This window comes from Natrinema pellirubrum DSM 15624, assembly GCF_000230735.2.
Lineage (GTDB): Archaea > Halobacteriota > Halobacteria > Halobacteriales > Natrialbaceae > Natrinema > Natrinema pellirubrum.
Genome location: NC_019962.1, coordinates 329,989 through 351,959 on the forward strand (window position 1 = coordinate 329,989; position 21,971 = coordinate 351,959).

Here is a 21,971-nt window from a genome sequence, read left to right on the forward strand (position 1 = left end):
ATCCTTAAACACCTAGTTATAATTCCTGTGTCGTCGATTCACATGGTCTGGTGTCTGGGGGATCGGCTGATCATGTGTCCACTTTCTCCACGCAGACATCTCCGTTTCGTCCGATCGTCGTCTCCCACTTGGCCGGACCGATGGTCACCGGTCGGGAGGGTCGTCGCTTCCTACGAGGAGAGATATCGACCGACGGCGTAGACGACACAGGAACTGATCGCCGCCGCGGCACCGACGACGATCACGGGGACCGAGATGCCGGTCTGTTCGTAGGGGTTTCGCGGCGCGGATTCGACGACCGCGCTGACGGTCTCGACGCCGGCGTGGCCGAGCAGGAAGAACCCAACCGTGATCAGGATCGCGAAGCCGCCAGTTGCCAGTCCGAACATCGAGGCCACGTCCTCGACGTTTAGCAGCGCGTGTACCTGCGACTCCGAGAGTGAGGGTTCGTACCGCCGACGTGCGATCGCGACCGCGACGAGACAGGCTGCAGTCCCCAATTCGATGCCGCCGGCGTAGACACCGACCCAGAGGACCAGCGGCGACGACCATAATGGGTCGCCGCCCGGAAACGTCGCTTGCACTGACGACGGATAGGTGGCGACGATCGGAACGACGAGTGCGATCGCAAACAGCAGGCCGCTCTGATAGACGAGCTTTTGCGGAATTCGGCGCTTGATCAGCGCGTATCGCTCGACTCTGAGTCGTTCGTACGTTGATTCACCGAGGAGTGCGTCCGCGATCGGATCGTTCGGATCAGTCGAAGTCATCAGTTGTGGCGGGTGTTTCGGGATCGGGGTATTCGATCGGACACAGAACACCCCAAAATACGCTGCGGTTTCACTCCCCACGTCGAATTTCTTGACATACACGCTACGATGGGTGTTATTTTCGTTAGGCTCAAGCGGTATGTATTGTCCCTTCATAGCAACCACCATGGCCGCAACAGTTGGCCCAGAATCCATTTGGCTGTGGATCGGCACGATCGGAATGACCCTCGGAACCCTGTACTTCATCGGGCGCGGACGTGGCGTTCGCGACCGGAAGATGCAGGAGTTCTACATCATTACGACCTTCATTACGACCATCGCCGCTGCGATGTACTTCGCGATGGCGACCGGCTTCGGCGTCACCGAAGTCATGGTCGGCGACGAGGCGCTCACGATCTATTGGGCGCGCTATGCCGACTGGCTGTTTACGACGCCGCTGTTGCTGCTTGACCTCTCGCTGCTCGCCGGAGCGAACCGAAACACGATCGCGACGCTGATCGGACTCGACGTCTTCATGATCGGAACCGGCATGATCGCGGCGTTCGCGTCCACCCCGGGCACCCGGATCGCCTGGTGGGCGATCAGCACCGGCGCCCTGCTCGCCCTGCTGTACGTCCTCGTCGGGACGCTCTCCGAGAACGCGCGCAGTCAGTCCCCCGAAGTCGCATCGCTCTTCGGGCGACTCCGTAACCTGGTCATCGTGCTGTGGTTCCTCTACCCGGTGGTCTGGATCCTCGGCACGGAGGGGACGTTCGGCATCCTCCCGCTGTACTGGGAAACCGCCGCGTTCATGGTACTCGACCTCTCGGCAAAGGTCGGATTCGGGGTGGTCCTGCTCCGGAGTCGCTCCGTTCTGGACCGGGTCACGACGCCGACGGCTGCACCGGCTTGAGGACGCAGCATCGACTTCCGACGGTCGGCTTCGTGACGCTCGTCTCGCAACCGACCCGCGACCGGTTCCCTTGCCGGTTCGAACGCGGGTACTCGACCGATGGCACCCGGAACGATACGATAGCGCTACCTCGGCGTTCTTGATCGCTGCTCGTCAATCTCCGCATCGAGCCGATCTTTGCCGTCCCTAACCAGTATGGACACGGCACTATTGGGTTCCCCTTCGTACCCCCGCACGGCGGTTCCGGGCCCCGCCGTCGCGCCGACGATCATCGACTGACCCATGGCTATCCAGTTCACGTACTTCGGAATCCACCTCGCGTTCCTGCTGCCCCCAATCCTGATTCTGGGGTGGCTCGCGATCCGGCGCGACCGTGCCTGGTGGGGGGTTCGACCCCTCTCGGGACTCGGCATCATGATCGCCCTCGCGGTCGTCTACACGACGCCCTTTACCAACCGCCTCATCCCCGTCGGCGTCTGGTGGTACGGAGACGGTGCCGTCCTCGCGACCGTCTGGTACACGCCGATCGAGGAGTACATCTTCTTCGTCCTCCAGCCGATACTGACCGCGCTCTGGCTGTTTCAGGTGGGACCGACCGCCGATCGGTCGCTGGCGATTCCTCGCATACACCGGCTGCTCGGCGTTGCTGGCGGGCTGGCGATCGCCGTTATCGGCTGGGCACTTCTCGACACCACCGCGACGTACTACCTGGGCTGGCTGCTTCTCTGGGTCGGGCCGGTTCTCGCTCTTCAGTGGGGGTTCGGATCGACGTACCTGTGGACCGTCCGCCGGCCGCTGCTGGTCGCGATCGCCGTCCCGACGCTGTACCTCTGGCTCGTCGATCGGATCGCGATCGAACTCGGCGTCTGGGTCATCTCCGACGCGTACACCACCGGGTATGCGCTCTTCGGACTTCCCATCGAGGAGGCACTGTTCTTCCTCGTGACCAACCTCTTCGTCGTCCAGGGGATCACCATGTACGTCTGGCTCCTCGATCGAATCGGCGCCGGTTCGGCGTGGCCGAGCGCATCACCGCGGCTTCCGACGGGTTCCGATGACCGGTGACGCGACCGATCGGCGCACCGACCTGCGAGCGAGCGCCGAAAGCCGATCGCGAGCCGCTCGGCTGACCCTCGGTTTCGGTTCGTCGCTTGCCGTCGCTGCCGTCGCGACGGTCGCGTTCGGGCCGCCACCGCTCGTCTATCAGTACGTGCCGCTGGCACTCAGCGTCCTCGTTCTCGGACTCCCCCACGGTGCCGTCGACCACCTCGTGTTACCGCGGGCTCGAGACAACCCGGTAACGCCGCGATCGCTCGCGTCCATCGGCGCCCTCTACCTGCTCTTCGGCTCCGCCTACGCCCTCGTCTGGGTTCTCGCGCCCGTCGCCGCGTTCGTCCTGTTTCTCCTCGTCACGCTCGTCCACTGGGGGCAGGGTGACGTCTATGTGCTTCTCGAGTTCCTCGGTGCCGACTACCTCGAGACGCGGGCCAGTCGACTGCTCGCTCTCCTCGTCAGGGGCGGTCTGCCGATGCTCGTCCCGCTGGTCGCCTTTCCGGCACAGTACGCGTTCGTCGCCGAGACGATCGTCGGGCTGTTCGACCCCGGCGCGGCGACCGCGCTCGAGCCCCTCTTCGAACCGCCGGTTCGGGCGGCCGTGGCGGTCGGGTTCGGATCTCTGATCGCACTCTCGCTCGCCCTCGGACTCGGCCGAACGAGCCCCGGCGGGCGGCGGCCGTGGCTCGTCGACGCCGCGGAGACGATCGGCCTCGTCGGCTTCTTCGCCACCGTCCCGCCGATCCTCGCTATCGGGCTCTATTTCTGTGTCTGGCACTCGCTCCGGCACGTCCTCAGAACGATGCTCGTCGATCCCGTCGCCAGCGCGGCCCTCGAGCGCGGAGCGACCCGGACCGCCTTCCGGCGCTTCGCCAGGGACGCGGCGCCGCTGACCGTCGCCGCGCTGGGCGTCCTCGTCGGTATCTGGTTCGCCGTCCCCCGGACGCCCGCGACCGTCCCCGACGTCCTCGCGGTCTATCTGGTCGCGATCGCCGTGCTGACGCTTCCCCACGTCGTCGTGGTCGCGCTGCTCGATCGGGAAGCGGGGATCTGGTCGCCCTGAGTCGAGACGCCGGTCGCTCGCGAAAACATCTGGACCAAAACGCCGCTCACGGGCTGATGCCCGTTCGCGTTCTCGCGGTTCTCACTCACCGCGTTCGCTCCGAACCGCGCACTGCTCGCGGTACAGCTGCTTACGAGGGAACGACCGTAATCGGATCCTTCACAATCCACCTTTTTCCACTCGGGTTCGCGTTGCTCACCCTCGAGGAAAAATCTGGACCAAAAAGCCGCTCACTCGCTCCGCTCGTTCACGGTCGGTTCCCTACGACGGCACGACCGTAATCGGATCCTTCCGGTCGATCGCTCGCTCGAGTTCCTCGGCGATCCCGCTCCCTCTCGAGACCTGAATCTCGCCGCCGCGGCTCACCGTCGCCGTAAAGAGGTACTCGCCGCCGGCCTGAATCTCGACGGTCTCGCCGTGGTTGCCGTCGACCGGGATGACGATGTGCCGGGAGGTGATCTCGGGCTGGACCATCTGGCCGGCCTGGGAGCCGCCACCGCCGCCGTTGGCGCTGGCACCGCCGCTCCCGCCGCCCGCGCCGTAGTTGGGGTTCTCGTCGTGGGTCCGGACGTCGATGTCGATGCCCAGTCGGTTCTCGACGTCGGTGATCCGACCGCCGCCCTTGCCGATGACGCTCGAGATGTCGTCTTCCTCGACGTAGACGACGGCCTTGTCCTGGCTCTTGAGTTCGACGTCGACGTAGCCCCGCGCGATCGAGCGGATCTCCCGTTCGATCTCCTGTTTGGCGATCCGGTCGACGCCGGACTCGGTGCCGGGGCCGCCGTCCTCGTCGTTCAGCGGGACGGTGACGACCTGCCGGTTGAACGTGTAGATCTCGTACTCGGGCTCGCCCGTCTGGAAGTTCGTGACCTGAATCACGGGGCGAGCGAGGTCCTCTTCCGTGAGGCCGGCGGGGACCTTGACTTCAGTCTTCACGTCGTAGACGGTGTTGACCTCGCCCGCTTCGATGTAGACGACGGTGTCGACGACCTGTGGAATCATCCCGAGTTCGACCCGGCCGACCAGGCGCTGGAGGGCGTCGATCGGTCGCGTCGCGTGGACGACGCCGAGCATGCCGACGCCGGCCAGGCGCATGTCCGCAAAGACCTCGAAGTCGTCGGTCTTGCGGACCTCGTCGTAGATCGTGTAATCGGGCCGGACCATCAGCAGGGCGTCGGCGGTCTTTGCCATCTCGCCGCCCAGTTCCGTGTACTGGGTGATGTCGGGGCCGACCTGCAGGTCGCGGGGTTTCTCCATCGTCTTGACGGAGTAGTCGTGATCCGCGATGTAGCGGGCGACCGCCTGCGCGAACGTCGATTTGCCCGCCCCGGGTGCCCCCGAGATCAGGACGCCGCGCTGGCGCTCGAGCAGTCGTTCTTTGAGTTCGTCGGCGTGTTCGTAGTCCTCGATGTCGGTCTGGGCGATCGGTCGGACGGCGGTGATCTCGATGCCGTCCGAGAACGGCGGTCGGCCGATCGCGATCCGGTAGTCGCGGAACTGGACGATCTTCATGCCCGGTTCGGAGAGTTCGATGAAGCCGTCCGGGGACTCCTTGGCACCGTCGACGACCTCGCGGGCGTACTCGTCCATCGTCGCCTCGTCGGTGGGTTCGTCGGCGATCGGCTCGTAGACCATCGCGCCGAGTTCGCCCCGCTTTGCTTTGGGGACGGTGTCGGTCTTGAGGTGGACGCTCATCGTCTGCTCGTCGAAGAACTCCTCGACGGCGAGCGTTCCGACCTCCCGTACCTCGGGGGAGACGTGTTCGACGTCGAGCCCTTTGGCCTGTGCGACCTCGGCCTGGACGACGTCGCTAGTGACGAAGGTCGCCTCCAGTTCCTCCGCGAGGTCCCGGATGAGGGCGTCGATCTCGCCCTCGGAGGCGTGGCCCCGCTCGATGGCGTTGGGCCGCTCGCCGACGTACTCGAGGTCGACGACGCCGTCGTCGGCCAACTCGGCCAGCCGCTGGAGTTCCTCGAGACCGTCCCAGCCGCTGTCGATCCCGTCGTTTGCCTGCGCCTCGAGTTCCGCGACGACTGCTTCGGGCACGCAGATCGTCGCTCCCTCGAACTGCCCGTCTTCGATTGTCGCCGAGACGCGGCCGTCGATGACCACGCTCGTATCCGGCACGACGTTCATACGTAAACTGGTCGACGTACGCCTATAAGGGTGTTCACAGCGGCTCCGTGCCGTTCGGTCCCGTCCCCCATGCCGTCTTCGGAACTCGCGTCAATTCCTATTCCGCGGGAACACTCACGGAACTTAATGAGTCGACCGAACACGTTTCCCCCATGCAACCGCAGGAGACGTTCGGCCAGGGTGGACTCAACGGCTTTCTCGACGTCGAGGACCTCATCGATCGGATCGGGCTCGACGAAGACGAAATCGCGTGGCGCAAGGAGTTTATCGGGTTCGACGAGGCCGACGAGCGCCGGCTGGCCGACCTCGAGCCGCTCTTGCGGGCCAATTCGGAGACGATCGCCGACGACTTCTACGACAACGTCCTCGAGTACGAGCAGACCCGGGCGATCGTCGACCGCTCGCCGAAGGGGATCGACGCGCTCAAACGGACCCAGCAGGCGTATCTCGTCTCGCTGGCGACCGGCGACTACGATCAGTCGTACTTCGAGAACCGGACCCGGATCGGCAAGCTCCACGAGATGCTCGATATGCCCCTGAAACAGTACGTGGGGCAGTACGGCGTCTACTACGATCTCCTCCTGTCGCGGATGAACGAGCGCGTCCAGGCACAGGTCGTCGACGCCATCGAGGAGTGGGCCGCCGAGCGCGAGGCCGAACAGGACGGGGGCGGCCTCGGCCGGTTCGTCGGCGCACTCGGACTGGGCGGCGAGGACGGGGACAATGACGACGGCCTCGAGGAGTCGTTCGAGCGGGCCGTCAGGGACGCCATCGACGAGGGCATGATGGACGTTCTCTCGCTGTTGCGGATCATCAACCTCGACATGCAGGTCGCGACCGACACGTACGTCGACTCCTACGCCCAGCGGCTCGAGGAGTCGATCGAGCGCCGGAAGCGCCTCGCCGAGGAGGTCGAAACGGACGTGCAGACGCCCCTCGGAGAGCTGTACGACGCCAGCGAAGCCGTTTCGAAACGTGCCGAAGCGATCAGCGACCACACGGAGTCCCAGGCCGCGGGCATCACGCAGGCCGCCCGCGAACTCGACGAGGTCAGCGCCGCCGTTGAGGAGGTCGCAAGCGTCGCCGACGAGGTCAGCGACGAGAGCGACCGGACCGAGCGCCTCGCGGCCGAGGGTGTCGAGGCGGCCGACGACGCGTTGGACGAACTCGAGGCCATCGAGGACGCGACCGACCGCGTCGCCGAGGCGGTCGACGGGCTCGCGGCCCGGACCGACCAGATCGACGAGATCGTCGATCGGCTCGACGACCTCGCCGAGCGAACGACGGTGCTGGCGGCCAACGCCAAGATCGAGTCCTCCCGCTCGGGCGACCAGGCCAGCGAGACCATGGGCGTCATCGCGGGGGAAGTGCGGTCGTTCGCCGAGCAGACGAAAGACGACCTCGCGGAGATCGAAGACGCCGTCGAAGCCGTCCGCGAGGACGCGGCGGCGACGGTCGCGACGACGGAGGAAACCGTCGCTCGCGTCGACACCGGGACCGATCGCGTTCGGGAGACGATCGACTCGCTCGAGGAGATCCACGATGCGGCCGAATCGACGGCCACCGGCATGGAAGACGTCGCGAGCGCGGCCGACCAGCAGGCCCACGGGGTCGAGACGACGGCCGAGACGCTCGCGGATCTCTCGCAGTCGGCCGATAAGGTCGCCAGCGCCGCGGAATCGGTCGCGGCGGCGAGCCAGCAACAGACCGCCAGCCTGCGTGAGGTACAGCAGTCGGTCGCCCGGCTCACCGACGAGGAGGCCGAGCCGGAGCAACCGGTCTACGAGCGGATGGACTAACGCCCGACTGACTCGCCCGCCGGTTCCGATGCACTGAACAGCGACGCCGTCGACGGATCGGCCATGACGCTCGTCGAACTGACCCGCGACCTCGCCGCGATCCCGAGCCACGAGGACGCGACCGCCGCCGGCGACTTCCTTGAGGACTGGCTCCGTACGGAAACCGACGCGGCCGTGACTCGAGACGAGGCCGGGAACGTCATCGCCCGAACGGGAACGGGTGCGGAGACGCTGGCGCTGGTGGGCCACCACGACGTCGTGGAGCCGGCGGCGTCGCAGGTCGCGAATCCGGACGCGGGCGCTGCCGGAGCCGGCCACGACGCGGGCGAGTACGTCGTCGAGGAGCGCGACGGCCGGCTCTACGGCCGCGGCACGGCGGACATGAAGGGGGCACTCGCGGCCGCCCTGCTGGCGTTCCGCGAGGCCGACCCGGCCGAGGAACTCGTCTTCGCGAGTTTCGTCGGCGAGGAGGTCGGCGGCGTCGGTGCCCGACACGCGATCGACGACGGGTTCGCCCCCGACTACGCCGTGGTCGGCGAGGGCTCGACGAACTACTCCGGCCGCGACGTCACCGACGTCGCCGTCGCCCACAAGGGCCGCCGCGGGAGTACGATCACCGCCCGCGGCACCGCCGCCCACGCCAGCGAGGCCGACGCCGGCGAGAACGCCATCTATCGGGCCACTGCCGCCGTCGATCGGGTCCGCGACCTCGAGGTCCCTGCCGTCGACGTCGCGGGCGAGACCCTCGAGGGCCGGCTCACCGTCACCGAGATCGAGGGCGGGTCGGCGATGAACGTCGTTCCGGCCCGCTGTACGGTCACCGTCGACGAGCGGACGGTCCCCGGCGAGCGTGCCGCCCTCGAGCGGGTCGCCGACCTCGAGGGAATCGAGTGGACCGTCGACCAGGACCTGCCGCCGATGCGCTGCGAGGACCGGGCCTTCGCCGACGCGGTGCGTGCGGCCGCCGACGCCGCGCAGGCCGGCGAGCCAGAACTCGTGACGAAGCCCCACGCGACGGACGCGGGCTGGCTCGCCGAGGCCGGGACCGAGTGTGTGATCTACGGCCCCTCCGAACCCGGCGAGGCCCACACCGACGACGAGAGCGTCTCGATCGACGTCCTCGAGCGGTGTCGGGAGACCTACCGGCGGGTGGCGGAGCAGTGGCCGGTGGAGTGACCAATGGTTTGCAGTGCGCCCGCGACTCAGAGCCCCGGGACCCCGACCGCTTCGAAGCCGGTGACCCCGAGCGCGGCGAGGGCATAGAGGACGAGCAGGACGGTGACCCAGGCGACGAGGCCGATCATCGCCGCGGCGGTCCAGTCGCCGGGATACCGCCAGTTGATGACGCCGACGTAGGCGACCAGCGCCAGCAGCGGGCCGAGAAGGGGGATCCAGCCGACGACGAAGCCGACGATCGCCCAGACGATCGCGCCGATCAACGCGGTGACGATGGCGTGGTCGTAATCGCCCCGGCCGACGATGACGCGTGCCCCGGCGTAGATACCGAGGGCACCGATCAGCAGACTCACGACGAACACGACGGCTGCCGCGATTGGCGAAGCGAGGGCCATGGTGGCTCGACGTACGTCAGGTCGGCGGAACAGTTCGCTGCTTGCACGTTCCGCATCGTTCGCATCCGTTCTCCGATGTGGGCCCGTGAGCCACTGACGGCGGCATCGGTACCGAGTACGTACCGTCTCGAGACCCGACACCTCGGGTTGTCCCACACCCTGACGGGTGGTTCGTGGGTGGGTTGCGCTGTCCGGAACCCCGACGTTGATACCGATTCCGGTCGAACGGTACGCCCATGGCGACCGATCAGGCCGACGCGAGCGAGGCCGACACCTACGAGCAGTTCGAAACGCGAGTGCAGCGGATTTCGAACGTCGGGAACGCGGCCGGCGTCCTCCGGTGGGACCAGGAAGTCGTAATGCCCGACGAGGGCACCCCGGCCCGGGCACAGCAACTCTCGACGCTGTCCTCGCTCAGTCACGAACTCCTGACCGCCGACGAGACCGGTGACTTGCTCGCGGAGTTAGAGGAGACGTCCCTGGCGGACGAGCAGTCCGCCGTCGTCCGCGAGATCCGCCGCCGGTACGACCGCGAGACCAGCGTCCCACAGGACCTCGTCGAGGAGATCTCTGCGACGGCGTCGAACGCCCATCCCACGTGGAAACAGGCCAAGGAGGAAGACGACTTCGAGCAGTTCGCGCCCACCCTCGAGCAACTGGTCGATCTCAAACGCGAGTACGCGAATCACATCGATCCCGATGCCGATCCCTACGCCGTTCTTTTCGCGGACTACGAGCCCTACATCGATCTCGAGACCGCCGAGCGCGTCCTCGAGCGCCTACGTGAGACCCTCGTGCCGCTGATCGACGCCGTTCAGGACAGCGATGTCGAGCTGACAACGGACGCCTTCGCCGGGCAGTTCGACGACGCGGATCAGGAGGCGCTGGCGCGGGACGTACTGGACTCGCTGGGCTACGACTGGGACCGCGGGCGGCTCGACACCGCGCCCCATCCGTTCTCCTCCGGCACACAGTTCGACGCCCGCGTGACGACCCGGTTCGAGGAAGACGACCTGCTGGGCTCGATCACCTCGACCATCCACGAATTCGGCCACGCGAACTACACGCAGGGGCTGCCCGACGACGGCTACGGCACGCCGCTTGGCGAGGCCCGCGACCTCTCGGTCCACGAATCCCAGTCGCGGCTCTGGGAGAACCATGTCGGCCGCTCGCGGCCGTTCTGGGAACACTTCCTGCCGATCGCCCGCGAGCGATTCCCCGAACTCGCGGACGTGACCCCCGAGGAGGCCTACGAGTCCGCGAATCAGGTCCACGACGACAACCTCATCCGGGTCGAGGCGGACGAACTCACCTATCACCTCCACATCGTGATCCGTTTCGAGATCGAACGCGACCTGATCCGGGGCGACCTCGAGGTTGCGGAGGTCCCGCAGGTCTGGAACGACAAGTACGAGGAGTACCTCGGCGTCCGGCCGGAGACGGACGCGGAGGGCTGTCTGCAGGACATCCACTGGTCTCACGGTGACTTCGGCTACTTCTCGACGTACTCGCTGGGCTCGGTGCTTGCGGCTCAGCTATACGCCGCCGCCGAGGCCGACCGCGGTCCCTTCGACGACGAGATCCGCGAGGGCGAGTTCGACGACCTCAACGGCTGGCTCCGCGAGAACGTCCACCAGCACGGGAAACGGTACGTCACTCCCGACCTGATCGAGCGGGCCACCGGCGAGGGGCTGACCGCCGACTACTTCCTCGAGTACGTCGAGTCGAAGTACGGTGATCTATACGATCTCGAGGAGTACTGACGCGTTTCGAACCGGGTACCGTCGGCTCACCGATCCGGACGACCCTCGTTTTTACGACCGCTGCGCCCCTATTCACCGGCGATGGCAGCAACACTCGAGTCGAAGACGGCAATCGTCACCGGGGCGAGTTCCGGTATCGGCGCGGCGACCTGTCACGAACTCGCCGACGGCGGTGCGAACGTCGTCCTCGCGGCCCGCAGCGAGGACCGCCTGTCCGACCTCGCGGCGGATCTCGAGGCCGACCACGGCGTCGAGGCCCTGGCCGTACCGACGGATGTCCGCGAGGAGAGCGATGTCGACGCGCTCCTCGAGGCCGCCGTCGACCGATTCGGCGGGATCGACGTGCTGGTGAACAACGCAGGGCTGGCCCGGGGCAGCGACGTCGAATCGATGACGACCGAGGCATACGAGACGATGCAGGAGACCAACGTCGACGGCGTCTTCTACGCGTCTCGAGCGGCGTTGCCGCACCTCCGTGAGCGCGAGGGCCACCTCGTTTTCGTCGCCAGCTTCGCTGGCCGACATCCGCGGCCGGCCAACCCGGTCTACGCGGCCACGAAGTGGTGGGTTCGGGGCTTCGCCAAGAGCCTCGCGGCCCAGGTCGGCGACGACGATATCGGCATTACGATCGTCAACCCCGCCGAGGTCCGCTCGGAGTTCGGGGCGGCCGACGGCGAAAGCTTCGCCGAGCGGTTCGAGGAAGGCGAGGTCAGCGAACCCGAGGAGGTCGCGCAAGCGATCCGCTTCGCCGCGAGCCGTGAGGGCTCGAGCATCAGCGAACTCGACATCAACCGTCGGGACAAGTTCGCCGACACCTTCCACTGATACGGTTTGCTGTCCCGATTTCCCGGTGGGACCGCAGGGCAGTCGCGGTCCCACCGGCAATGACGGACAGGAGACCGTATGACGCGACGGACGCTGGCGACCGGCGCCGCCCGCGACCCGTATAAAACCGGGCTGTGAGTGCCGGGTGGGGACTCACCCGTCCCCGGCCCCCTCCCTCGAGTATGCGACTCTCCATCCCCGGCGCTCCGGGCGTCTACTTCGACACCGATGCGGAACCGCTGGCGATCAACGTCGCCCTGACCGCCGCCGGCCGCCGCGCGCCGAAACCCCAGGGGTACGCCCTGCAGGCCCTGCCGTACCTCTGGTCGTTCGACGTCGACTTACGGGAGGTGCCGACCGACCACCCGATCCAGTATCTCCACCCCGAAGGCGCGCGGAGTCTGGGCGATCTTTCCCGTCGCCGCGGCGTCGGCGAGGCCGGCACCGAACTCGAGTCGGTGCTGCGGTTCGTCTGGTCGGTCAATCGGGAAGTGGAGTCGGCGACCGGGCAACTGCTCGGCATGGGCGACGGCGATGACGGCGTCACCATCGAGATTCAGGACGGAGCCGTCAGTGCCGCGGGCGCTCCCCTCGAGACCGACGCGTTCGACCTCGCCGACGACGATCTCGGCGAGTCGGGAACCGACGAGTTCGACGACAACGAGCCCTGACGACGGCGGGTCGTGCTGCCGCCCTCCCGCCCGTAGATTCGGTACCAATTTCGGGAGCCGATTCGAAGCGACGGCCATGCCTTCCGGGCTGACTGCCCTCCGGATACGAATGGTCGCTGCAATCGTCGCCCTCGGCGTCGTGACGGTCGCCTTTCTCGCCGGCGTGTGGGCCGTCTTTTACGGCGTACTCCAGTTGCTCGACGTCGGGATTGCCGCACGGTTGGCGTTCGGCACGACGGTCGCGACGGTCGTCACGATCGGCTACCTCGAGTACAGACAGCTCGAGACGATCGAGTACCTCGCCGACGCCCATCCGGTGGACCGCGAGACGGCACCGGACCTCTACGAGACGGCGACCCGGGTCGCCGCCCAGCTCGGCGTCCCCGCGCCGACCATCGCTGTCTCGGATCGCGACGCACCCGAGGCGCTGGCCGTGGGCCTCCGACCGGACGCCGTCCATCTGGTACTCTCGCTGGGAACGATCGACGCGCTCGACGGTGACCAACTCGAGGCGGTGATCGCACACGAACTCGCCCACGTCGGCAATCGCGACGCGATGGTGATGACGGCCGCGTCGCTTCCCGTGGTACTCGCCGACGGACTGGGCTCTCGACTCGACCGGATAGAGAACCCCGGCTGGGCGGCCGTCGTCACCGTCCCACTGGGGTTCCTGTCGACAGCCGTTTGGGTCGTCGGCAGAACGATTACGGCGCGGTTTTCCAGGGCACGGGAACGAGCGGCCGACCGGGCTGCCGCGGAAGCGACCGGTTCGCCCGCTGCCCTCGCGAGCGCGCTCCGGCGGCTCGACCGGGAGATCGACGAGACGCCGGATCGAGACCTGCGGGAGGCCTCGAGCGTCTCTTCGCTGTCCGTCCTCTCACTCGAACCAGACGAGCCCGAGAAGATTATGCTTGGGCCCGAGGGTGAGACCGAACCATCGTACTGGCAGCTCCGCAAACGGCTCTACCGCCTCGAGCGCTACCTCTTCGATACCCACCCAGCGACGGACGATCGAATCGCCGCGCTCGCCGCCCTCGAGCGACGACAGTGAGACGGTTATAACACCCTGGCCGCGCTGGGTCGACCTGATGGCTCGCCGCGCGTTCCGGATCGCTTACGACGGGACCGACTATCACGGGTTTCAGCGCCAGCCCCAACCCGACGTGCCGACCGTCGAGGACGCCATCTTCGACGCCCTCCGCGACCTCTCGGTCCTCGAGCCCGACGCCGACAAACCGGCGGGCTACGCCGCGGCCGGCCGCACCGACGCGGGCGTCTCCGCGCTCGCCCAGACGATCGCGCTCGAGGCCCCCGACTGGCTCGCGCCGCGGGCGTTGAACGGCCGTCTCCCGGCCGACGTCCGGGCGTGGGCGGCGGCCGACGCGCCCTCGGACTTTCACGCGACCCACCACGCGACCCGACGGGCCTACACCTACCATCTGTACGCACCGGCCACCGAAACGGACGGCGCGCCCGCCGTCGACGACGACCGGTTCCACGCAGCCTGCGAGGCGCTGTCCGGAACACACGACGTTCGCAATCTGACGCCGGACGATCACAACACCGAGCGCTCGCTGACTCTCGCAGCCGAGCGGGACGGCGACTACATCGTCCTCACGGTCGCCGCGGGCGGGTTCTCCCGCGAACTCGTCCGTCGGCTCGTCTCGCTCGCCCGCGCGGTCGGGACCGGCGACGCCCCCCGCGAGAAGATCGACCGCGTCCTCGAGCCCGAGCCGCTGCCCGGCCACGAGGGGATCGCACCCGCCCCGCCGGAGCCACTCGTCCTGACCGACGTTCGATATCCCGACCTCGAGTTCGAGATCGACGATGAGGCGGCCCAGAGCGCTCGTTCGGTGTTCGATCGCCGCCGGATCGACCGGCGAACGGGTGCGCGGGTCGCCGGACAGCTCACCGACGGAATGCGCTGACTGCCCGGCCGCACCCCCGTCTCCCTGCTCGCCTCGCGCCTGCGTACCAGCGCTTTTGGCCCCTGAACGCACACGTCGGCGCATGGAACTCTCTCCTGAAGAGTACGGTGCCTACTGGCGGGCGTCGATCCGTGTCGCCGCGGGCGCGCTCGTGATCTTCTTCGGAACGCGGCTGACCGCGCCGCTGCGGACCCATCCGGAGATCGGCGCGTCCGCGCTCGGCGTCGTCCTGTTCGTCTTGCTGGTCCTCGTCGGTACCTATCTCGCCACGCTCGGGCTCGCCCGCGTCGTCCGGACCGCCGTCGACGCGGAGACCTAGGTCTCGAGCGCCCGGACCGTCCCGTTCCCGTCACCGACGACGATCGCGCCGTCCGTGACCGCCGGCGACGCGACCACGCGAGTGTCGGTCGGGAGCCGCCACAGCCCCGCCCCGTCGGCCAGCGAGACGGCGACGACGCCCGCCGTGGTTCCGACGACGACCGCATTGCCCGCGATGACCGGTGACGACCAGCTCGGCGCGTACTGGGCCGTCCCGGCGCTGCCGCCCGATCGCGAGAGCGACTCGATTCCCTCGAGCGGGGCTCCCCATCGCTCGCTCCCATCGCTCCGATCCAGCGCGACCAGTCGTTCGTCGGAGTCATGACGCACGACCCGTTCGTCGCCGACAGCCACTGAGGGGGCCATCGGTGGGAGTTCCTGTCGGCGACCGCTCGCTCGAGTCCCCTGCAGGGACAGCGACGCAGCCCCCTTGCCGCCCCACTGGATCTCGCCGCTTTCGGCCGCCAGCGCGACCGGCGTCGCTCCCCCGACGTAGACGGCTCCGTCGACCACCGCCGGCGCGGACCGGACCGCACGCTCTGTATCGTGGGTCCACTCGCTCGAGCCGTCGGCGGCGTCGAACGCGGCGATCCCGGTTTCCGTTCCGACGACGACGCGGCCGTCGGCGACGGCCGGGGAAGTGACCCCGCCGGCCGTCTGGCGCTGCCGTGCTAGCGACGCCCAGCCGTCGGTCGCCGGCGAGCGCCACGTCACCGCGCCGTCCGCGAGCCCGATCGCGACGAGGTCGCCGGCCGGCGTCCCAACGTACGCCGTGCCGTCGACGACGGTCGGCGAGGACGGTACTGACGGGCCGGCCTGTTGCTGTGCGGTCAGCCGAGCAGTCGTCGTACCGTCGTACGGGACGTGACGCCGGTCGTTCCCCTCGTGGTCGACGACGAGTAGCCCCTCGGCGTCGGGACAGACCACGGCGTCAGCCGCGACGGCCGGCGATCCGGTTCGGGTCCCCTCGAGGGCGACCGTCCAGCGCTCGTCGCCGTTCGCGAGATCGATCGCGGACAGCCTCGAGCCCGCCGCGAGGTAGGCCGTGCCGTCGGCGATCGCGGCCGTTCCCGGGGAAGTCGGCAGGTCGACCGTCCAGCGTTCCGTCGGCTCCTCGTCGAACCCATCCACGTCGGCGACCGCCGCGTTGGACGGGCCGCCGCGAAACGACGGCCACGTCCCGCTTTCGGCCGCCGATCCGTCGCCGTCCCCGTTCGCTTCGTCGTCCGTTCCGTCCCCGAGACAGCCGGCCCCGAACGCGAGGGCCACCCCGCACGTTCCGAGTACCCCGCGGCGTGAGATCGGTCGCATCGTCCCCGTTTCGGGACCGATCCGTCAAAAGTAGTTCGCAGACCTGACAGTCACGCGATCGAATCAGTTCTGATGTCGGTCGGGTTCGTCGCCCGCCCCCATTCGATCCGTCCCCGATCGCCGCAAGCACGCCGTCGAGACCGGCGCGTGGCTCAGTCGTCCACGGAGCTGGCGGGTTCGGCGTCGACGGCGTCCGCAGCCGGCTCCGCGTCGGTCGGCGGGGCGTCGAACAGCGGGCTCTCCGTACCGGGGACGAACGTGTTGAGGACCAGTGCCGATAGCGCGGTCACGATGACCGACTGTCCGAAGAACAGTTCCGCGCCGCTCGGGAGTCCCGCGAGGGCTTCGGGCGTCGTCGCGACGCCGAGTCCAAGGCCGAGCGAGACGGCGACGATGACCGTGTTCCGCCGATCGAGGTCGACGTGCGTGACGACCAGTCGGAACCCACTGGCGGCGACCATCCCGGCCATCAGCAGGACGGCACCGCCAAAGACCGCGCTGGGGATCGTCGTGACGGCAGCGCCGACTTTGGGACTCAGTCCGAGGACGGCGAGGAAGACGCCGCCGATGCCGACGACGTGACGGCTCATCACGCCGGTGAAGTTGACGATGCCGACGTTCTGGGAGAACGACGTGATCGGGAACGCACTGAAGACGGCGCCGATCGAACTCAACAGTCCGTCGTTGAACAGCCCGCCGCGGAACTCCTCGTTCGTCGGATTGCGCCCCTCGGCGGCCGTGACGCCGGACATGTCGCCGACGGTCTCCATCGAGGAGACGAGAAAGAGGACGGCGAAGGTGGCGATCGCGATCGGTTCGAACTCGAAGCCGAAGCGCGTCGGCGACGGGAGCGCGATCCACGCGGCGCTCCCGACGCTCGAGAAGTCGACGAGTTCGAGCCCGGTCGCGAACGTGAGAGCGATGGCGGTCGCGTAGCCGACGAAGATCGCAAACAGCACGGACAACAGTCGCGTGACGCCGCGCGTGAACATGTTGAGACCGACGGCGATCGCCAGCACGAGCGCCGCGAGTCCGATGTGGTGCAAAGCACCGAAGTCCGACGCGCCGACCCCGCCGGCGGCGTAGTCCATCGCGACCGGCACGAGATAGAGGCCGATGATGACGACGACGAGACCGGTCACCAGCGGCGGGAAGAACGGCTTGATACGTTTGAACTGCCAGCCGATCAGGCCCTCGACGACGAAGCCGGTCACGAGGATCGCACCGAAGACGGCGGCCAGCCCGAAGCTAGCGCCGATATCGATCGTCGCGCCGACGAAGGTAAAACTCGAGCCCATGACGATCGGCAGCCGCGCACCGACCGGGCCGACGGTGTACGCCTGGACCATCGTTGCCAGTCCGGAAAACAGCAGGACCATCTGAACGAGGTAGGCCGCGTCGGCCTCGGCACCGACCCCGTTTGCGACGACGTACGCCACTGCCGTCGCCGGCACGATCATGACCGCGACGTGTTGCAAGCCCAGCAGGATGGACTTCGGTAACGGCGGTTTTTCGTCGACGCCGTATTCGATCCGAATGCCCCCGTCAGTTCCGTTCGACATACTATACCCACCCCGTAGCGAATCGATGTACAAAAAATCTCGTATATGCGCTCATCGAGCGGTCGATTGGGGCCGACTATATCCACAACCGTGCATATGTTTCGGGGGCGGCGACGGGGAGCCGCCGCTACCTACTACTCTTGCGGGACAACGACGGAAACCAACGGGGTCGATCAGTGAACCGTTACCTCTCCGTCCTCGACGGTGATGTCGAGGAGGCTCGTCGCATCGAACTTCGTGTCGTCGAGCGCGGAGTCGCCGATCTTTCGAAGGACGACCACGATGTCGACGATGTCGGCACCGATATCGTCCAGCGCGGTGCAGATGGCCGCCAGCGTGCCGCCGGTCGAGAGCATGTCGTCGACGATCAGGACGCGGTCGCCCGCCTCGACGTCGTTGATGTACATCTCCGACTCCGAGTAGCCCGTCTCCTGATGGAGGGAGACCTCACCATCGAGCCCGTAGGCCCGCTTTCGGATGACGACCAACGGCACGTCGGCCTGCAGGGAGAGCGCGGTCGCGAGGTGGATGCCCATCGCCTCCGGTGCGACGATCTTGTCCACGTCGAGGTCCGCGGTTCGCATCACTTCGACGACGACCTCCCGCAACAGGGCGGGATCGAGCTGTGGGACCCCGTTGCTGATCGGATGGACGAGGTACTCGTACCCGTCCTTGTCGATAATCGGCGCGTCGTCTAACGACTCGAGGAGCCGGTTCATACTGGCGATTCGGGAAATGAGAGTGAAAAGCCGTTCGTTCTTCCGGTCGGGGCACCCGCTGCGAACGCTCGGCGGACGGGATCGGGTTGCTCCCGGCTTCCCGTCCCCTGAAGGGGTCCGACACGCTTTACCGCCACCGCTTCGAACGCGTGGCTATGAGTTCCGTACCCGAACGCTCGGAGGTCGACGAGCAGTATACGTGGGACCTCGAGAGCATCTACGCGACCGACGACGACTGGGAGGCGGCCTACGAGGCCGTCGCCGAGCGCGTCGACGACCTCGAGGCTTACGAGGGACAGGTCACCGACGACGCCGAGACCCTCCTCGAGACCCTCGAGTTACGCGACGAGATCATGCGCGAGGTGTCGACGGTCTCGGCCTACGCCCGGATGCGCCGCGACGAGGACACGACGAACCAGCAGTACCAGGCCCTGACCGCCCGCGCCCAGTCGCTGGCGGCCGACGCCCAGTCCGCCGCCTCCTTTATCGAACCCGAACTCCAGGACCTGACCCGCGAGGCCTTCGACGAGTTGGTCGACGAGGAACCGGCCCTCGAGACCTACGACCACTACGTCGACGACGTTCTCCGGATGAAACCCCACACGCGCTCGGCCGAGGTCGAGGCGCTGCTGGCCGACCTGAGCGAGGTGACCGGGGCGACCGGCGAGGTCTACAACATGCTCTCGAACGCGGACATGGCGTTCCCCACCGTCGAGGATCCCGAGGGCGAGGCCGTCGAGATCACCCAGAGCAACTTCACGAACCTACTCAAGCGTCCCGATCGGGACTTTCGCAAACGGGTCTACGAGGGCTACTTCGACGAGTGGGAGTCGGTTCGCAACACCGTTGCGGCCAGCTACAAGAACAGCGTCAAGGCCGACGTCAAGACCGCTCGAGCGCGCAACTACGACACCGCCCGCGAGGCCGCCCTCGACGGGCCGAACGTCCCCGTCGAGGTCTACGATACGCTCGTCGATACTGTCCATGATAACCTCGACAAGCTCCACCACCACGCCGAACTCAAAGAGCGGGCGCTCGGCGTCGACGACCTGCAGATGTGGGACCTCTACATGCCACTGACCGGCGACGAGGGCCCCGACCTCGAGTACGACCTGGCCACCGAGTACGTCGTCGACGCGCTCGCGCCGCTCGGTGAGGAGTACCAATCCCGCGTCGCGGACGGCCTCGACTCCCAGTGGATCGACGTCTACGAGAACGAGGGCAAACAGTCGGGAGCCTACTCCGGCGGCACCTACGACACCCAGCCGTTCATCCTGCTGAACTACCAGCAGGACATCGCCTCGATGTACACGCTGGCCCACGAACTCGGCCACTCGATGCACTCGGAACTCACGAAGGACGAACAGCCCTACATCTACTCGAACTACGAGATCTTCGTGGCCGAGGTCGCCAGTACGGTCAACGAGGCCCTGTTGACCAACCACCTGCTGGAAACCGTCGACGACCCCGAGTTCCGCAAGCACGTCCTGAACGAGTTCTTAGAGCGGGTCCGCTCGACCCTCTATCGCCAGACCCTCTTCGCCGAGTTCGAACACGAAACCCACCGCCTCGAGGAGGACGGCGAGCCGCTGACCGCGGACCGGCTGGACGACCTCTACAGCGGACTCAAGGCGGACTACTACGAACCCGCCGAGATAGACGACCGAATCGCCCGCGAGTGGATGCGAATCCCCCACTTCTACCGGGCGTTCTACGTCTACCAGTACGCCACTGGTATCTCGGCGGCGCTGGCGATCGTCGACGACGTTCTCGAGAACGGCCAACCCGCCGCCGAGGATTACCTCGAGTTCCTCCGGCACGGCTCCCGGGAGTATCCCCTCGACCTCCTGCGGATCGCCGGCGTCGATATGAGTTCCTCGGCCCCGATCGATCGCGCCCTCGAGACCTACGGCCAGCGCCTCGAGGAGTTCGAATCACTGCTCGACTGAGACGATCCCCTCTACCGACTTCTCGGCGGCTCGCGGGACGGTCGCGGTTGCTCCGAAATAACTTCCAGCGGTCCATGCGCGATCACCGCTTCTCACGCCGGACGGACCGCTCGCGCCGAAACCGTCAAACTGCGGGTTCTGTTTCCCAATCGCGTCAGAAAACCCTCCGGGACCCAAAGGCACATTTACCGTCGAAATCCTATCGGCGTACATCAGGATGTCTCGAAGCCCGTCTATTCCCGACCGACCTCACCGCGATATCGACTCGGATCTCCCTGACGACGAACGGCTCGAGGCGCTTCGGGGACACTACGAGGACCTCGTCGACGTCAACGAGCAACTGTCCGACCAGCTCGACGACGCCGAGGACCGCCGCGAGCGCCTGCGGGAGAAAGTCGACCGCGTCGAACGCGAAAACGAGACGCTGAAAAGCTCCTCGCTGTACATCGCCACCGTCGAGGATGTCCTCGACGACGAGGAAGTCATCGTCAAGCAACACGGCAACAACCAGGAGGTGCTGACCGAGGTCTCTTCCCGACTCGTCGACGACCTCGAGCCCGGCGACCGCGTCGCGGTCAACGATTCCTTCGCGATCCAGACCATCCTCAACGCCGAGACCGACGCCCGCGCCCAGTCGATGGAGATCACCGAGAAGCCGGCGGTCGCATACACGGACATCGGCGGCATCGACGAACAGGTCCGTGAGGTCCGGGAAGCCGTCGAGCAGCCGCTCGCCGAGCCCGAACTCTTCGACGAGGTCGGGATCGATCCGCCAAGCGGCGTGCTACTGTACGGGCCGCCGGGGACGGGCAAGACGATGCTCGCGAAGGCCGTCGCCAACGAGACCGACGCCACATTCATCAAGATGGCCGGCTCGGAACTCGTCCGGAAGTTCATCGGCGAGGGCTCGCGGCTCGTCCGTGACCTCTTCGAGATGGCCCGTGAACGCCAGCCCGCCATCATCTTCATCGACGAGATCGACGCCATCGCCACGCGTCGCACGGAGTCGAAGACCTCCGGCGACGCCGAGGTCCAGCGGACGATGATGCAACTACTCAGCGAGATGGACGGCTTCGAGGCCCGCGGTGAGGTCCGCATCATCGCCGCGACCAACCGCTTCGACATGCTCGATCGCGCCATCCTTCGGCCCGGCCGGTTCGACCGCCTGATCGAGGTCCCCGAGCCCGACGCCGAGGGCCGCGAACAGATCCTCGAGATCCACACGCGGACCATGAACGTCTCCGACGACGTCGACTTCGCCGCGCTGGCGGCCGACACCGACGGCTACTCCGGAGCCGACATCGAGAGTCTCGCCACCGAGGCCGGCATGTTCGCCATCCGCAACGACCGCGACGAGGTCTCCCATCAGGACTTCACCGAGGCCTTAGAGAAGATCGAGGAAGACGACTCGAGCGACGTGGTCTCCTCGGCTGGTTACTTCTACCAATAACCACCGACCTTTTGCTCTACGTGGGGTCGCGAAGCGACCCCACTCGGCAAAACGTCGATGAAAAGCACTCCTCCCTCCGTTCCGAACGCAAAGCGTTCTCCACATCGGTCGTCGGCCCGCTCGCTTCGCTCGCGGTGACTGTCGGTGAGTGTCGCCTGCCTTTCCCCGGTTCGCGCGACTCTCGCCGCTGC

The 21,971-nt window shown here is 67.0% G+C and carries 19 protein-coding genes; 13 read left to right on the plus strand and 6 right to left on the minus strand.

What is annotated here, in order from left to right; translation table 11 throughout:
• Positions 1-170: 170 nt before the first annotated feature.
• Entirely contained in the window at positions 171-770 is a 600-nt protein-coding gene (locus tag NATPE_RS01645; RefSeq protein ID WP_006180344.1) for a hypothetical protein, read from the minus strand.
• 166 nt (positions 771-936) lie between these two features.
• On the opposite strand from NATPE_RS01645, the gene NATPE_RS01650 reads away from it, so the two are divergent.
• The 3 genes from NATPE_RS01650 to NATPE_RS01660 all read left to right on the plus strand — a co-directional run bounded on the left by NATPE_RS01650 (position 937) and on the right by NATPE_RS01660 (position 3,778).
• Positions 937-1,662 carry a bacteriorhodopsin gene (locus tag NATPE_RS01650; protein ID WP_015298686.1) on the plus strand — a complete coding sequence of 242 codons (726 nt, stop codon included), beginning with the start codon at positions 937-939 and terminating at the stop codon, positions 1,660-1,662.
• Between the two features lie 282 nt (positions 1,663-1,944).
• Positions 1,945-2,727: a lycopene cyclase domain-containing protein gene (locus NATPE_RS01655; protein ID WP_006180342.1), complete on the plus strand. Its 783-nt coding sequence runs from the start codon at positions 1,945-1,947 to the stop codon at positions 2,725-2,727.
• On the plus strand, positions 2,717-3,778 hold the full coding sequence (locus NATPE_RS01660; protein ID WP_006180341.1) for a Brp/Blh family beta-carotene 15,15'-dioxygenase: 1,062 nt from the start codon (positions 2,717-2,719) through the stop codon (positions 3,776-3,778). Before NATPE_RS01655 ends, NATPE_RS01660 begins: the two co-directional genes overlap by 11 nt.
• A gap of 261 nt (positions 3,779-4,039) precedes the next feature.
• Here the strand turns inward: NATPE_RS01660 and NATPE_RS01665 are convergent, their stop codons facing one another.
• Positions 4,040-5,914 carry a PINc/VapC family ATPase gene (locus NATPE_RS01665; RefSeq protein WP_006180340.1) on the minus strand — a complete coding sequence of 625 codons (1,875 nt, stop codon included), beginning with the start codon at positions 5,912-5,914 and terminating at the stop codon, positions 4,040-4,042.
• Between the two features lie 152 nt (positions 5,915-6,066).
• Between NATPE_RS01665 and NATPE_RS01670 the strand changes: the two genes are divergently transcribed.
• Together NATPE_RS01670 and NATPE_RS01675 are read left to right on the plus strand one after the other, a co-directional pair.
• Complete coding sequence (locus NATPE_RS01670) at positions 6,067-7,713, plus strand: globin-coupled sensor protein (protein ID WP_006180339.1); 1,647 nt, start codon at positions 6,067-6,069, stop codon at positions 7,711-7,713.
• Between the two features lie 63 nt (positions 7,714-7,776).
• On the plus strand, positions 7,777-8,889 hold the full coding sequence (locus NATPE_RS01675) for a M20 family metallopeptidase (protein WP_006180338.1): 1,113 nt from the start codon (positions 7,777-7,779) through the stop codon (positions 8,887-8,889).
• Between the two features lie 26 nt (positions 8,890-8,915).
• On the opposite strand, the gene NATPE_RS01680 is transcribed toward NATPE_RS01675, so the two are convergent.
• The gene (locus NATPE_RS01680) at positions 8,916-9,284 is read right to left on the minus strand and encodes a hypothetical protein (RefSeq protein WP_006180337.1); all 369 of its coding nucleotides are present in this window, start codon (positions 9,282-9,284) and stop codon (positions 8,916-8,918) included.
• 236 nt (positions 9,285-9,520) lie between these two features.
• Between NATPE_RS01680 and NATPE_RS01685 the strand changes: the two genes are divergently transcribed.
• The 6 genes from NATPE_RS01685 (at position 9,521) to NATPE_RS01710 (ending at position 14,790) form a co-directional block, all read left to right on the plus strand.
• Positions 9,521-11,047 carry a carboxypeptidase M32 gene (locus NATPE_RS01685; RefSeq protein ID WP_006180336.1) on the plus strand — a complete coding sequence of 509 codons (1,527 nt, stop codon included), beginning with the start codon at positions 9,521-9,523 and terminating at the stop codon, positions 11,045-11,047.
• Positions 11,048-11,128: 81 nt separating this feature from the next.
• The gene (locus NATPE_RS01690) at positions 11,129-11,872 is read left to right on the plus strand and encodes an SDR family oxidoreductase (RefSeq protein WP_006180335.1); all 744 of its coding nucleotides are present in this window, start codon (positions 11,129-11,131) and stop codon (positions 11,870-11,872) included.
• A gap of 182 nt (positions 11,873-12,054) precedes the next feature.
• Positions 12,055-12,543 carry a hypothetical protein gene (locus NATPE_RS01695; protein ID WP_006180334.1) on the plus strand — a complete coding sequence of 163 codons (489 nt, stop codon included), beginning with the start codon at positions 12,055-12,057 and terminating at the stop codon, positions 12,541-12,543.
• A 76-nt stretch (positions 12,544-12,619) separates the two neighbouring features.
• Positions 12,620-13,594, plus strand: coding sequence for a M48 family metalloprotease (locus NATPE_RS01700; protein WP_015298687.1), 975 nt, complete (start codon positions 12,620-12,622; stop codon positions 13,592-13,594).
• 37 nt (positions 13,595-13,631) lie between these two features.
• Complete coding sequence (truA, locus tag NATPE_RS01705; protein WP_006180332.1) at positions 13,632-14,471, plus strand: tRNA pseudouridine(38-40) synthase TruA; 840 nt, start codon at positions 13,632-13,634, stop codon at positions 14,469-14,471.
• A gap of 82 nt (positions 14,472-14,553) precedes the next feature.
• Positions 14,554-14,790, plus strand: a complete 237-nt coding sequence (locus NATPE_RS01710) for a hypothetical protein (RefSeq protein ID WP_006180331.1) — start codon at positions 14,554-14,556, stop codon at positions 14,788-14,790.
• Here NATPE_RS01710 and NATPE_RS01715 read toward each other — a convergent pair.
• From NATPE_RS01715 to hpt, 3 genes are all read right to left on the minus strand, one after another.
• Complete coding sequence (locus tag NATPE_RS01715) at positions 14,787-16,100, minus strand: PQQ-like beta-propeller repeat protein (protein ID WP_015298688.1); 1,314 nt, start codon at positions 16,098-16,100, stop codon at positions 14,787-14,789. The genes NATPE_RS01710 and NATPE_RS01715 overlap by 4 nt on opposite strands.
• A gap of 152 nt (positions 16,101-16,252) precedes the next feature.
• Positions 16,253-17,662 carry a uracil-xanthine permease family protein gene (locus tag NATPE_RS01720; protein ID WP_006180329.1) on the minus strand — a complete coding sequence of 470 codons (1,410 nt, stop codon included), beginning with the start codon at positions 17,660-17,662 and terminating at the stop codon, positions 16,253-16,255.
• Between the two features lie 173 nt (positions 17,663-17,835).
• On the minus strand, positions 17,836-18,381 hold the full coding sequence (hpt, locus tag NATPE_RS01725) for a hypoxanthine/guanine phosphoribosyltransferase (protein WP_006180327.1): 546 nt from the start codon (positions 18,379-18,381) through the stop codon (positions 17,836-17,838).
• A gap of 155 nt (positions 18,382-18,536) precedes the next feature.
• On the opposite strand from hpt, the gene pepF reads away from it, so the two are divergent.
• Together pepF and pan2 are read left to right on the plus strand one after the other, a co-directional pair.
• Positions 18,537-20,330, plus strand: a complete 1,794-nt coding sequence (gene pepF, locus NATPE_RS01730; RefSeq protein ID WP_006180326.1) for an oligoendopeptidase F — start codon at positions 18,537-18,539, stop codon at positions 20,328-20,330.
• Positions 20,331-20,547: 217 nt separating this feature from the next.
• The gene (pan2, locus tag NATPE_RS01735; RefSeq protein ID WP_006180325.1) at positions 20,548-21,780 is read left to right on the plus strand and encodes a proteasome-activating nucleotidase Pan2; all 1,233 of its coding nucleotides are present in this window, start codon (positions 20,548-20,550) and stop codon (positions 21,778-21,780) included.
• Positions 21,781-21,971: the final 191 nt, after the last annotated feature.